Genomic DNA, 13,313 nt, shown 5'->3' on the forward strand with positions numbered 1-13,313 from the left:
GTCGCAAGGCCGTGCGCGGGGCGAGACAGATGTCCCGCCCGCTGCGCCGCGCGCCGTTACTGCGCCTGCGCACCGCCCAGGTTCTTGCTCAGGAACGCCAGCAACTGCGTGTAATAGGCGCGCCGGTGCGGCTCGGTATAGAAGCCGTGGCCCTCGTTGGGGAAATACAACGACTCCACCGGCACCCCAGCCTTCTTCAACGCCTTCTCCATGCGCTCGGTATGTTCGATCGGAGCACGCTCGTCCTTGCCGCCGGCCGCCAGGAACACCGGCACCCGGATGCGCGCGGCAAGATTGACCGGCGACCGCGCCGCCAGGCTGTCGCGTTCGCCCAGCCAGTCGCCGGCCCAGGCCTTGGTCCAGCGCGCGTACCTGGCCTGGTCGCGGTACATCGTCTCCAGGTCGTAGACGCCGACGTAGCCGGCCGCGCAGCGGTACAGGTCCGGCTCCTTCGCCGCGCCCATCAGCGCGGCATAGGCGCCGTAGCTGGCGCCATAGATGCAGATGCGTGCGCCATCGGCGATGCCCTGGTCGATCGCCCAACGGGTGGCATCGGTGAGATCGTCCTGCATGCGCCCGCCCCACTCCCGCGCGCCGGCCTGGGTATAGGCGCGGCCGTAGTTGCCGGAGCCGCGGTAGTTCACCCGCAACACCGCGTAGCCGGCTGCGGCCAGCACCTGCGCATCGTCGTCGAACTCCCAGCCATCGAAGAGGCCGAACGGCCCGCCATGCGGCAGCAGCACCATCGGCAGCGGCTTGCCGGCCGGCGCCTGCAGCGGCAGGGTGAGATAGCCATGCAGGGCCATGCCATCCCTGGCCTTGAACGCCACCTCACGGGTCGACGGCATCCGCTCCGGCACGAACCATTCGCGTCGGCTGAAGACCCGCTTGGCCGATTTGTCGGCGGTGTCGAACAGGAAATAATCGCCGTTGTTGCGATCGCTCCACACATAAAGCATCAGCAGGCGCCGATCGGCGGTGGCGGAGGTGATGAACACCGCATCGCCGTTGAAGGCCTGCTCCAGCGCGCGGTACAGCCGTGCGGTCGGCGCGGTCTCGTCGAAGAAGCGGTTGTGCACGCGGTCGCTCATGAACGACACGCCGATCGGGGTGCGGCCATCCAGGTCGCGCAGCACCTGGTAGGGATCGACCTTCGCATCGCGCAGCAGCGGCGTGGCGCGTTCGCTCTGCGGATCCCATGCCACCACCGCATCGGGCCCCTCGGCCTGCTCCACCTGCAGGTAGGCGATCCTGTCGTCCGCGGAAAAGCCGAGCGGGAAGCTGCGATGTCCGCTGCTGGCCTCGTCGTTGATCAGCTTCCAGGGACTGGAGTCGTCGTTGCGGTAGAAGAGCTTGTTGGTGTTGCTGCCAGTCTCGGCACCCTGCGCGAAGCGCACGTGGCCGCCATGGTCGGTGACGAAGTCCGCACGGGCCACCGGGGCGCGTGCCACCGGCGTGCGCCGGTGGTTGTAGATGTCGAGCCTGTCCACATGCACGGTGGGGTCATTGGTCTGCTCCACCACCGATACCAGCACCGCGCGCGGGTCGTCCGGCAAGGTGTCGAGCATGAACACCGACGGGTCCAGGCCGGCCTTGTAGGTGACGCCGTTGACGCTGTCGTTGAGCCCATAAGGGCTGGCCAGCAAGCGCGCATTCTTGCCGTCGGCGTCGATGGCATGCAGCTGGCCGATCGCCACCGGGCGGTCCAGTGCGCCCAGGCGCTCGGCCATCGACACCACGATGCGCTCGTCGCTGGCCCACCAGTAATCGTGCACCACCGAATCGGCCTGGCCCATGATCTTGGCCGAGACCTGCTTGTCGCTGCGCCGGATCACCGCCAGCACGGTGCGGTCCTCGAGCGGTGCGATTACCGTGTAATAGGCGCCGGTCGGGGAGATCTTGACCCGGTCGAACTGGTCGCGCTGCAGATACGGCGCCAGGTCCACCGGCGCCACCTGCGCGCACGCGCTCCCCGCAAGCGCAAGGCCTGCCCACACGATCCACGCTCGCATTCGATCCGCCCCTGTCCCCTGAGCGGAAGATGGTGACAAGCGCCGGGCGAAACGTCCAGCCCGGCCCTGCCGCGCTGCCTGCGGACGGCGGGCCCTCGCGGCGCGGGGCCCAGAAACGACTTGCCCGCGACGCAGGGCGCCGCGGGCAAGCATCGAGGTTCGATTGTCGCGGCGGACTACACCTTGCCGCGGCGGAACATCGAGATCACCGCCAGGATCAGGAACACCACGAACAGGATCCAGGCGATGTTGGTCGCCGCGCCGGCGATGCCGCTGAAACCGAGCACAGCGGCGATGATGGCGATCACGAAGAAGATGATGGCGTAATGCAGCATGGCAATGTCCAGAAAGTTGTCGTGCCGAATCGGCGCGGCATCATCTTCGGAAACCGCGGGTCGTCAAGGAGTGACGGGCATGTCGTGGCGCCATGAGGACGCCAGCCGCTGCAGGCCCTGCTCGATCGTCACCTGCGGCACGTAGCCGAAGTCGCGCCGCGCCGGCTCCATGCTGTACCAGTGCGGGGTGCACAGCTGCTCGGCGAGGAACCGCGTCAGCGGCGGCTCGCCGCGCAGGCGCAGCAGCGGCCACAGGGTTTCACAGGCGGCGCCGATGCGGTAGGCGGCCTTGAACGAAAGCGACTTGGTCACCGCCGGTGCGCCGACGGCGGCCAGCAGCTTGTTGAGCAGTTCGCGCATCGGCAACGGCTCGCCGTTGGAGATGAAGTAGGCCTTGCCGGCGCAGGGCGCGCCCACCGCCAGGTGCTCGAAGGCATCGAAGTGCGCCTGCGCGGCGTTGTCGATGTAGGTGGAATCGACCTTGTTGTCGCCGCCGCCGACCAGGCGCACGCGCCCGGCCTGCGCGCGCGCCACCAGCTTGGGCAGGATCTGGTTGTCGCCCGGCCCCCAGATCAGCCGCGGGCGCAGCGCCACCACCGCCAGTTGCGCATCGTTGGCGGCCAGCACCATGCGCTCGGCGATCGCCTTGGTCGCCGCATATGGCGCCTGAAAATCCTCGCCGTAAGGCACCTGGTCGGCGCCCAGGCCCTCGACCGGATGCGTGGCGCGGTGGGTCACGCTCGGCGTGGAGGTGTAGACCAGCCGCCCGACGCCATGCGCGCGGCAGGCGGCCAGCACATTCTCGGTGCCGACCACGTTGGGCTGGTAGTAGCTGTCGTAGCTGCCCCAGGCCCCGGCCTTGGCGGCGTTGTGGAACACCGCATCGGCCCCGGCCAGCGCATGCTGCAGCGCCTGCGCGTCGACCAGGTCGCCCCGCACCTGGGCCACGCCCAGCGCCTGCAGTTCCGGGTAGTGGCCACGGTTGTAGCTGACCACCTGGTGCCCGCGCGTGACCAGCCCGCGGCACAGCGCCTGGCCCAGGAACCCACCACCGCCCGTCACCACAATCTTCATCGCGTCGTACCGATCGAACCAGGGCGCACACGATAGCCGGGGGCGCCGGCGAAGGCGATCCGCGACGACGACGACGGCGATGCAAGCCGCGCAAGCCCTTGATCCGACTGACCTTCAGAATTCTTCACTCTGGCATCAGGCACTTCAGCGATGCCACGGGCGTAAGTGCGCTGGCCTTCCACCGGAGTTCCGCCATGTCGCCCCTGCCGCCGCTGCTGTGCCTCACCCTCTCCCTCGTCGTTCCGTGTGCTTCCGCCGCCGTACCAGCGGCCGCGACCGCACCGCCGGCGCAGGACGACGGCTGGTCCGTCGCCGACGCCGCCGCCGGCGGCTGGAAGCTGGAGCGGCTGGCCGCCATGGAACACGCCATCGCCGACGGCGCGGCGCCGGACACCACCAGCGTGCTGATCGTGCGCGACGGCGCCCTGGTCTACGAGCGCTACTTCGGCGGTGCCGACCGGCAGACCTTGCACGACACCCGCTCGGCGACCAAGAGCGTGACCGCGCTGCTGGTCGGCGCGGCGATCGCCCGCGGCCGCCTGCCCGGCGTGCAGGCACGCGTCTACGACTTCTTCGGCGACCGTCGCTGGCAGCACGATGCGCCGCGCAAGCGCGCGATCACCGTCGAAGATCTGCTGACGATGAGTTCGCAATGGGAGTGCGACGACGACAACGCCTTCTCCAGCGGCCACGAGGAACGCATGTACGTCAGCGCCGACTGGACGCAGTTCGCACTGGACCTGCCGCTCAAGGGCTATGCTCCATGGATGCGCCGTCCCGAGGAGAGTCCGTATGGGCGCGCCTTCTCCTACTGCACCGCCGGCAGCTTCCTGCTCGGTGCGCTGCTCGAGAAGGCCACCGGGCAGCGCCTGGAGGACTTCGCCGGGCAGGTCCTGGAGCGGCCGCTCGGCATCGTCGGTGCGCGCTGGCTGCACGCCGCCGAAGGCGTCGGCATGGGCGGTGGCGGCACCCGCTACCGCAGCCGCGACCTGGCCAAGTTCGGCCAGCTCCTGCTCGACGAGGGCCGCTGGCACGGCACGCAGGTGTTGCCGGCGGCATGGATCCGGGCAATGACCCAGGTGCATGCGCAGGCCCGCGCCGATGCCGACTACGGCTATCTGCTGTGGCGCTTCCGCTTCCAGGTGCACGGCGTCGAACGCGGGGTCTGGGCGATGTCGGGCAACGGCGGCAACTATGTGTTCGTGCTACCGGAGGAACACCTAGTGGTGGTGATCACCCGGCGTGCCTACAACCGGCCGCAGATGCACCCGCAATCGCAGGCGCTGCTCGCCGACTACGTGCTCACGGCACTGCCGTAGGCACCAGTCCGACACGCTGTGCCTGCACGCGTTGCGCGGCGACATCGGCCTCGTTGCGCGCCAGCAGCGCCGCGAAACCCGGCTCGGCGCGCAATGGCGCCAGCAGCGGCGACACCCGCAGGTAGGCGCCGTCGCGATAGCCCGCGGCCTGCGCCCGGCGCAGCGCGTCCAGGGCCGCCGGCCGGTCGCCGGCCAATTGCAGCAGCAGCGCCGCATCCACCGCATCCAGCGGGTCGGTGCCGCGCGTCACGCCGTCCAGCAAGGCCTGGGCCCGCGCGCGCAACTGCGGCACCGGCGGCAGCGGTTGCGCCTGCAGCGTCCAGGCCACGGTCTGGGCGAAACTGCCCTGCGGCCGCAGACGCATCGCCTGCTGGCTGGCCTGGCGCGCGTGGGTGGTGTCGCCGCGCGCCAGCGCCAGCTCCGCCTGCAGCAGGAACAGCCCGGCGTAGTCGGTGCCGCGCCCCAGCGCCTGGTCCAGCGCGACCTGGGCTTCGGCCGTGCGGCCATGCACGAACAGGAAGCGCGGCCACGCCAGATTGGAATACGCGCTGTCCGGATAGAGCTGGAAGCTGTCGCGGTAGCGGACTTCGGCGGCGCTGGCGTAGCCCAGCAGGTCGAGGTTGCTGGCGATCTGCAGCGTCAGGAAGCGCACCCGCGCCGGATCGCGCACCCGCATGTTCGCCGCCAGCGCCTGCGCCAGGCGGCCCTGGCGCTCGTACAGATAGGCCGCCGAGCCGCGCACGGCATCGGCCTGCGGGTCCAGTTGCAACGCGCGCTCGTAGGCGGCCAGCGCCGCGGCGTTGTCGCCGCGGCAATCGTACGCATAGCCAAGCGCGGCATGCGCGGCGGCCAGACGCGGGTGCGCCGCGAGCACCTGCGTCGCCAACCGCTGCGCGCGCAATGCGACCTGCTGGTCGCCGTCGTATTGGCAGACGCGCGCACTGTAGGCGCGGCTCAGGCCGAGCAGGGCCGCCACCTCGTCCGGTGCCTGCTGCAGGCGCTGTTGATACAGCGCGATCGCACGCGCGTTGTCGTCGCGCTGGCCGATGCCGGCGTAGTACTCGGCGCGCTGCAGCAGCGGCGACGCGGCTGGCGTCGGCGCGGGCGCCTGCCAGCGCCATACCGCCACTGCCGAGACGATCGCCATCGCACCGGCCGCGATCGCCCAGGCACCACGGCTGCGCCACATCGGCCGCGGCGCAGGCACAGGCGCGGCATCGGCGGGAACGGGATCGGCATCGGGCTGTACCGGCAGGCACAGTTGATACCCCTGGCCGCGCACCGAGCGCAGATAGCGCGGTTGCCGCGAGGCGTCGCCCAGCGCCTGGCGCAGCAGGCGCACGCGCTGGGTGACGGTCTCCTCGTTGACCAGCGCCGGCGCCCACACCTGCGCGATCAGTTCATCGAACCCCACCACGCGCTGACCCTGCAGCAGCAGGTAATGCAGCAGGCGAAAACTCAGCCCGCCCACCTCCAGCACCGCACCGTCGCGCTCGACCCGCTGCCGCGCCGCGTCGATGCGCAGGTCGCCCAGCCGGTAGCGCGCGGCCATCGTCTTGCCTCAGTGCAGCTTTTCCGCGGCCCACAGCGCCAGCTTCTCGCGGCCGATCTTGGCGTTGTGGCGGATGTCGACCGGGAACCCCGGATGGCCAAGGAAGTCGACGATGCCGGCCGTGTGCGGATGCGCAGCGGCGGTGGCGCGCAGTTGCGCGAGCAGTTCGTCCAGTTCCAGTTGGCTCGCCATCCAGGCCATGCTGTCCAACTCGTAGCACAGCACCGGGCGTTGCTGCCCCGGCTCGCCGATGCCGACCAGGGCGGTGCGGCCGATGCCCGGCAGTGCGTTGAAGATCGGCTCCACCTGTTCGGTGTACAGCGGCCCCTGCGCCGTTTCCACGCGCTGGGTCTTGCGCCCGCAGAACCAAAGGCGACCCTGCGCATCGAAATAGCCGACATCGCCCATGCGGTGCACGATGCGTTCGCTGCCATCGTCCAGGCGTTCGCGGATCTTGGCCAGGCGCGTGGCCGCGTCGCGGTTGAAATAGGTGTCGGTGGCGGTCGGGCCGGCCACGGTGATCTCGCCGACCGTGCCCGTGGGCACTTCGCGCACGCCGCTCCACTCGGGAATCGCCGCGTCGTCGATGGCGATGATGCGCACCTGGTTGGGCGGCACCACCGTGCCGATGCAGGTACCGGCGCCGCGCTCGGTGGCCGCGCGTGTGTCCTGCAGCTCGCGGCCCTCGATCACCGCCACCGGCAGGCATTCGGTGGCGCCGTAGGGCGTCCAGAAGCGTCCGTCCTCCGGCAGCAGACTGCGGATCCGCGCCACCACGCCCGGCGGCACCGGCGCGCCGGCCGAGGTGGCGCAGCGCACGTTGGGCAACGGCTTGCCGTAGTCGGCCAGCACCCGCATCAAGGCGGGCGAGCCGAACAGCTGGGTCACGCCGAAGCGCTGCATCGCATCGTGCAGCTTGCGCGGATCGACCTTGGCCGGACGCGTCGGATCCATGTCCGGGATCACCGAGGTCAGCCCCAGCGCCGGGTCGAACAGCGCGAACGGCGGGAAGGTCGGCAGGTCGATCCCGCCGGGCAGCATGTCGAAGGCATTGCGCATCAGCTCGATCTGGCCGACGAAATGCCGGTGCCGGTAGACCACGCCCTTGGGCACGCCGGTGGAGCCGCTGGTGAACAGGATCGCGGCAACGTCGTCCGCATCCGTGTCGGCCAGCTGGCTGCCGGCGCCCTGGCCGGCGCGCTCGATTCGCGCCAGCGTGGTCCCGCCCCAGGCCCAGCGCCGGCCGACGGTGACGATCCGTTTCGCCGAGCGTGCCCAGCCGAGCAGACGCCGCGCCAGCTGCGCCAGCGGAATGCCGATGAAGGCCTCCGGCTGCGCCTCGTCCAGGCATTGCTTGAGCGCGCGGCGGTCGATGCCCGGATCGACCAGCACCGGCACCGCGCCGGCCTTGAACAGCGCGAACATCAGCAGGAAGAACTCCGGCGACGGCCGCACCATCACCACGGTGCGGGTGCCGCGGCCGATGCCATAGCTGCCCAGGCCGGCGGCGATGGCATCGCTGCGTGCGTCCAGCTGCGCGTAGCTCAGGGTCACGTCGTAGGCGGCCATGCCGCCGGCGCCGGGCCGGCCGGGGCAGCGCATGGCGATCTGGTCCGGGCGCTCGCGCGCCAGCCGCGGCAGCGTGGCCGCGATGTTGCAGGTCGTGGTCATGGGCCGATTATCGCCGAAGCGCCGGGCGATGGCCGACGACCTCCCGTCGCCAGCGGCCGCGGCTGAATGCCGGCGCGCTTGCAGCTTGCCGCGGTTCGGTCAGAATGCCGCGCCCCCCACCGCTGTTCGCCGCGCAAGGCCCGGCCGCCATGTCCCATCCCTGCCTCACCTGCGGCGCCTGCTGCGCCTACTTCCGCGTCAGTTTCCACTGGAGCGAAGCCGATCCCGCGCTGGGCGGCAGGGTCCCGTTCGAACTGACCGAGCCGCTGCGCACCCATGAGCGGGTGATGCGCGGCACCTCGCAGGCGCAGCCGCGCTGCATCGCCCTAGACGCCGACATCGGCCGCTACAGCCGCTGCAGCATCCACGAGCGGCGGCCATCGGTGTGCGCGGCGGTGCCGGCCTCGCTGGAATTCGGCGAACGCAGCGCGCAATGCGACAAATCTCGGCTGGCGCATGGGCTGCCGTTGTTGACCGCGGCCGACTGGGACGGGGTGGTCGAACGCAACTTGCCGGACGCCTAAGCGGCGGGGCTACCCGCATGGCCGGGATGCCGTAGGAGCGAGAAGCTGTGCAATGCCTAGCCTGGTGGCATTCGGCGAGCGGCGTGACGCACGCCGCATCCGCGCACCGCATCGGCTCAGCGATGCTTCCAGGCCGTCGGCACCGGATTGGTCACGGTGTTCTTTTCCAGCATGTAGGTGCCGTTCTGCTGGGCGATGGCCTCGCCGGTGTCGACGATCGCGTTCTGGATGAAGACGTTCTGGTGCTCGCCGCGAATGAAGGTCAACTGATGGAAGGCGGTCTTGTTGCCCCAGTCCTCGGACGGCAGCGAGATGAAGCGGATCGTATAGGTCTGGTCGTCGAAGCTGCCCTGCAGCACGTACACGCCGTAGTGGTTCTCGCCCTGCGAGATGATCTTGTACATGCCGTTGCTGTAGTAATAGATCTCCGCATCGGGGAACGGTTTCTTGTCGTACAACTTGCGGTAGTGCAGCACCTGCTTCCAGGTGGGCTGGCCGAATCCGACCGTCAGCGTCTTGCCGTCCGCGGACGTGGTCAGATCCTCCGCATGCGCGCCGGGCACGCTCATCGCCATCAGCAGCATCGCCATCGCCATCGTTTTCACTCTCTGTCTCCGCTCGGATTGCGCACAGCGTCCGCTGGGTGCGCCGCGCATGTCGGCGGCGACTGTACCTAGCCAACAATGTTGCATCACGGCAATCGGTAGCAGTTTGCGTGCGCCGGTGTAGACGGTCCACGGCGCAGCGGCGTACCCCTCCCACATCACCGCACGGCCATGCCATGCTCCTGGCACGCCTGCCGATGCAGCGAAAACGGCACGCCGCATCGCGTGTGCGCGTGTGTGCTCAGGACAGCGGATGCGCGTCCAGGAAGCGGCGGATCGCCGGCACCAGCACCTCGTGCTTGTCTTCCAGCACGTAGTGGTTGGCGTTCTCGAAGGCCATCACCTCGGCCTGCGGCAGCGCGCGGCGGAAGCCCTCCAGGAAATGATGGTCGAAGCAGATGTCGCGCAGGCCCCAGCCGATAAAGGCCGGGCGATCGGCGAACGACGGCAGCGCCTGCTCGGCCCGCGCCAGCAGCGACCAGGCCTTGTCCGCCGGCGACAGCGGGATGTCCTGCATGAAGCGGATGGTGGAGATGCGGTTGGCCCAACTGTCGTACGGCGCCACGTAGGCGCGGCGCACGCCGGCGGGCATGCGCCGCGACACGCCCAACCACGACGCACCGGAGGAGAATGCGTTGAAGGTGCGGATGAACCACTCGCCCAGGCGCCAATGCCGGCCCATCGCGATCTGCCACGGCATCGGCTTGGCCGCCGGCAGCGGGAACGCCGCGGTATTGGTGATGACCAGGCGCCGCAGCTGCGCGTGATGCGACAGCGCCCAGCCGAAGCCGATCATGCCGCCCCAGTCATGCACCGCCAGCGTCACCGGCCCGTCGATGCGCAGGTGCCGCAGCAGCGCATCCAGATCGTCCACGCGCGATTGCAGGGTGTAGTCGTACCCCGGCTGCGCGCCGGGCGCATCGTCCGGCTTGTCCGACAGGCCCATGCCGATGTGGTCGGGCACGATGCAGCGATAGCGGTCCGACAACCCGCTCACCAGCGTGCGCCACAGATAGCTCCACGATGGGTTGCCGTGCAGCATCACCACCACCTCGCCCTCGCGCGGGCCTTCGTCGAGATAGGACATGTGCAGCCCCGGGCGGACCTGGAAGCGCTGCGGGGTGAAGGGGTAGCCGGGGTAGTTCATGTCAATCGCATCCGATCCAGATCGAAGGAACCCGCGTCTTGTCGGCATCCGTCCAATTGCCGCGGGTAGAAAAATTACGCTCACCACACTCACATCCCACCATGACGGTTGCCCCCTCCTCTGGACGGGCCACATCGCACGCGAAAAATGCCGTGCTTGCCATCACGCCATCAAGTCCTCGCCAAGCGCAGTCACACGGTAGGCAGGCAGGTGATGGTCGTCATTGGAGAGCAGGCGCAGAAAAGCAGGGTGCAGGAACAGCTTCTCCTTGCCCATGCGCTGCTCCTGCAACACGCCGATCTGCACCAGCTCGCGCAAGTGGCGGGCTGCAGTCTGCCGGGTCACTCCCACCAGGTCCACGACGTTCTGGATGCGGCAATATGGCTGGTTGAAGATCACCTCGACCAGCTCGCGGCTGTACGCCTTGGGTGCCTGCTCGCGGACGTAGTCGCGGGCCTGCGCCTCCAGGCCGCGGATCGCCTGGATCTTGGCCGTCGTCCACGTCGCCGTCTCGGCCACGGCGCTGAGCATGTACTCGATCCACTCGGCCCACTGTCCGTGTCGGGTGACGTCCAGCAGCAGACGGTAGTAATCGCTGCGGTGACGGATGATGTAGCGCGACAGATACAGCACCGGCAGGTCGAGCAATCCCTGCTCGATCAGCATCAGCAGGTTCAGCACGCGTCCGGTGCGTCCGTTGCCATCGGTGAAGGGGTGAATGGCTTCGAACTGATAGTGCGCCACCGCCATGCGAATCAGCGGATCGATGTCGGTGTGCTCGTGGATGAAGCGCTCCCAGTTGGCCAGCTTGTCGCGCAGCAGGGTTTCGCCGACGGGCGGGGTGTAGATGACCTGCTGGGTCTGGTCGTTGGCCAGGGCAGTACCGGGCACGCGGCGGATCTGCATCTGCACCGCCTTGATGCGGCTGCAGACCACGATCGCGGTGTCCGTGCACAGCGGGCGCTGCCGCAACGACTGGAAGCCTTCGTAGAGCGCGCTGCGGTAGCGCAATGCCTCCTTGGTGGCCGGTTTCTGCGCCTTGTCCTGATCGTCGGCATAGCGGAACAGATCGTCCGTGGTGGTGACGATGTTCTCGATCTCCGAACTGGCCTGCGCCTCGAGGATCGGAATCGTGTTGATCAACACGGTGGGATTGGGCAGCAGCGCCGTGGCCTGTTTCAGCTCGGCCAGTGCAGTGCGGGCTTCTATGCAGACCTTGAGCAGATGCCGCGTCTCGATCTCTGCCGCGGGTGGAAGCGACGGGAGATCATTGAACGGGAGCTCGGCCTTGAACCTGGACACGTCTTCCATGGCTGCGTCGATCATGTTCGGGGAACGAACATGATGCAATGACACGTACTAAAAATCCATTTTTTTTAACATGATGGGGTGGATCAACAGCACTTGCACTGAAGAAACGTCCAATCCAGATACATGACAGCAGGGTCATGTATCGTTTTGGCCGCTTTCTATGCACGTCGCAGAAACCGACCAGGCGGTCTCTGCCAACCCGTTACCAGACCACCTCGGCCATCGAGCAGTTCAGGCCCGAGCCGATGCCCATCAGCGCGATCCGGTCGCCCTTCTTCAGGCGGCCCAGCTCGCGCAGCTTGCTGAGCACGATCGGCACGCTGGCCGGGCCGATGTTGCCGTGTTCGCCGAAGATGGTCATCACCTTCTTCGGGTCGATGCCGAAGTTCTTGATGAAGGCCTGGGTGTGCGGCTGGCTGACCTGGTGGATGACGTACTGGTCCAGTTCGTCCACCGCCCAGCCCAGCGCCTGGCGCGCGGCGGCGAAGGTCTTCTGCGCCAGCTTGATGCCTTCGATTAGCAACATGCGGGTATCGGTGACCATCCGGTCCAGGTTGCCCCGGCACAGGGTGTTCCACTGCGTCGCCGAGCGGGTCACGCCGCCGCGGTAGCGCGGCGCGTCCGGCACCAGTTCGGCGCGGGCCATCACCATGGCCGCGGCGCCGCAGCCCAGGGTCAGCGCGGCCAACTCGTCGCGGAACTCGTCGGCGGTCACGTCCGGCGAGGTCATCCGCTCCAGGGTCTTCTCGTACACCAGGTTGGCGGTTTCGCCGTCGACCACCAGCGCGTAGTCGATCTCGCCGCGCTCGATCATCCGCGCCGCGATGTCCATGCCGTTGATGAAGGCCAGGCAGGCGTTGGCGACGTCGAAGGTCATGCACTGCTCGCTCACGCCCAGGTTGCCCGAGACGATGCTGGCGGTGGACGGCTCCAGGTAGTCGCGGCTGACCGAGGTGTTGACCAGCAGCCCGATCTGCCCGGCCTCGATGCCGGCATCGCTCATCGCCTTGCGCGCCGCCAGCGTCGCCGCGTCGGAGGCCTGCATGTCCTGATCCCACATGCGCCGCGCGTGGATGCCGGCGATGTCGCCGAGCACGTCGGCGCGAATCCCGAGCCGGTCGTAGGTCGGCTGCAGGCGCTCGTTGATCTGCTTGGAGGTGAGCGTGTGCGGCGCATCGATGTGCGCCAGTCCCGCGATGGAGACGTTGTTGAAGAGCATCGAGGTGTACGCCAGGGTCAGGCGAGGGGGCGCCAATTCTAGCGGTTGCGGGGGTTTACCGCATCTTTAACAAATCCGCGGAAAGCGTATGGTCTGAGCGGTTCAGCGGCCGCCGCACTGGTAGGCGGTGAAGCGCTGGTCGCCGTCGACCGGGTCGCCCATCGCCTGCACGGTGTTGGCGCCCACGCCGGGGGCCTCGTTGCGGGCCAGTGTTTCCAGTTCCTCGCGCACCCGCAGCGGGTTGCGCTGGTAGAAGCCGACGCTGCTCTTCACCGACACCACCACCTCGCCGCGCTTCTCGCAGCCGCTGGGGGCCTGCCCCGGGGGCAGCACCCGTACCCCCTTGCCTTCCGGCGCCATCGGCACCCAGGTGCAGCCGGCGAGCGTGGCGAGCAAGGCGAGGGCGATCGGTAGACGCATGGAGTGGGCCATTGGCGGGTGAATCCGGATTGTGCCGCAAAACGCTGAATCGGCCATGACACGATCGGCCCCCCAGCGGCCGCGAGCAGCGCGCGCCGGCCATTGCCGACGCGCGCCCACCCGG

12 protein-coding genes are annotated in these 13,313 nt (G+C 68.6%); 2 read left to right on the forward strand and 10 right to left on the reverse strand.

The genetic code is table 11. From position 1 onward, the window contains the following. Window positions 1–56: 56 nt before the first annotated feature. From RAB71_RS20605 to oleD, 3 genes are all read right to left on the reverse strand, one after another. Window positions 57–2,012, reverse strand: coding sequence for a S9 family peptidase (locus RAB71_RS20605; RefSeq protein ID WP_029561679.1), 1,956 nt, complete (start codon window positions 2,010–2,012; stop codon window positions 57–59). A 176-nt stretch (window positions 2,013–2,188) separates the two neighbouring features. Next, window positions 2,189–2,347, reverse strand: coding sequence for a DUF1328 domain-containing protein (locus RAB71_RS20610; RefSeq protein WP_003468167.1), 159 nt, complete (start codon window positions 2,345–2,347; stop codon window positions 2,189–2,191). Window positions 2,348–2,410: 63 nt separating this feature from the next. Further along, entirely contained in the window at window positions 2,411–3,421 is a 1,011-nt protein-coding gene (gene oleD, locus RAB71_RS20615) for a 2-alkyl-3-oxoalkanoate reductase (protein ID WP_010340078.1), read from the reverse strand. Between the two features lie 194 nt (window positions 3,422–3,615). Between oleD and RAB71_RS20620 the strand changes: the two genes are divergently transcribed. Next, on the forward strand, window positions 3,616–4,740 hold the full coding sequence (locus RAB71_RS20620; RefSeq protein WP_010340077.1) for a serine hydrolase: 1,125 nt from the start codon (window positions 3,616–3,618) through the stop codon (window positions 4,738–4,740). Here RAB71_RS20620 and RAB71_RS20625 read toward each other — a convergent pair. Then, window positions 4,724–6,292 carry a winged helix-turn-helix transcriptional regulator gene (locus RAB71_RS20625; RefSeq protein ID WP_010340076.1) on the reverse strand — a complete coding sequence of 523 codons (1,569 nt, stop codon included), beginning with the start codon at window positions 6,290–6,292 and terminating at the stop codon, window positions 4,724–4,726. The two genes, RAB71_RS20620 and RAB71_RS20625, sit on opposite strands and share 17 nt — an antisense overlap. Before the next feature lie 9 nt (window positions 6,293–6,301). Next, complete coding sequence (gene oleC, locus RAB71_RS20630) at window positions 6,302–7,963, reverse strand: olefin beta-lactone synthetase (protein ID WP_010340075.1); 1,662 nt, start codon at window positions 7,961–7,963, stop codon at window positions 6,302–6,304. Between the two features lie 149 nt (window positions 7,964–8,112). On the opposite strand from oleC, the gene RAB71_RS20635 reads away from it, so the two are divergent. After that, window positions 8,113–8,487: a YkgJ family cysteine cluster protein gene (locus tag RAB71_RS20635; RefSeq protein ID WP_010340074.1), complete on the forward strand. Its 375-nt coding sequence runs from the start codon at window positions 8,113–8,115 to the stop codon at window positions 8,485–8,487. A 116-nt stretch (window positions 8,488–8,603) separates the two neighbouring features. Here RAB71_RS20635 and RAB71_RS20640 read toward each other — a convergent pair whose 3' ends face one another. The 5 genes from RAB71_RS20640 to RAB71_RS20660 all read right to left on the reverse strand — a co-directional run bounded on the left by RAB71_RS20640 (window position 8,604) and on the right by RAB71_RS20660 (window position 13,189). Continuing rightward, window positions 8,604–9,083: a hypothetical protein gene (locus RAB71_RS20640; RefSeq protein ID WP_010340073.1), complete on the reverse strand. Its 480-nt coding sequence runs from the start codon at window positions 9,081–9,083 to the stop codon at window positions 8,604–8,606. Between the two features lie 250 nt (window positions 9,084–9,333). Beyond that, window positions 9,334–10,239 (reverse strand): alpha/beta fold hydrolase, encoded by a 906-nt coding sequence (locus tag RAB71_RS20645; protein ID WP_010340072.1) that lies wholly within the window; start codon window positions 10,237–10,239, stop codon window positions 9,334–9,336. 162 nt (window positions 10,240–10,401) lie between these two features. Then, window positions 10,402–11,565 (reverse strand): protein adenylyltransferase Fic, encoded by a 1,164-nt coding sequence (gene fic / locus RAB71_RS20650; RefSeq protein WP_010340071.1) that lies wholly within the window; start codon window positions 11,563–11,565, stop codon window positions 10,402–10,404. 187 nt (window positions 11,566–11,752) lie between these two features. Then, window positions 11,753–12,769, reverse strand: a complete 1,017-nt coding sequence (locus RAB71_RS20655; protein WP_010340070.1) for a 3-oxoacyl-ACP synthase III — start codon at window positions 12,767–12,769, stop codon at window positions 11,753–11,755. A 102-nt stretch (window positions 12,770–12,871) separates the two neighbouring features. Next, window positions 12,872–13,189 (reverse strand): DUF4156 domain-containing protein, encoded by a 318-nt coding sequence (locus tag RAB71_RS20660; RefSeq protein ID WP_010340069.1) that lies wholly within the window; start codon window positions 13,187–13,189, stop codon window positions 12,872–12,874. Window positions 13,190–13,313 lie beyond the last annotated feature (124 nt).

The organism is Xanthomonas sacchari, assembly GCF_040529065.1.
In the GTDB taxonomy this organism is placed as follows: domain Bacteria; phylum Pseudomonadota; class Gammaproteobacteria; order Xanthomonadales; family Xanthomonadaceae; genus Xanthomonas_A; species Xanthomonas_A sacchari.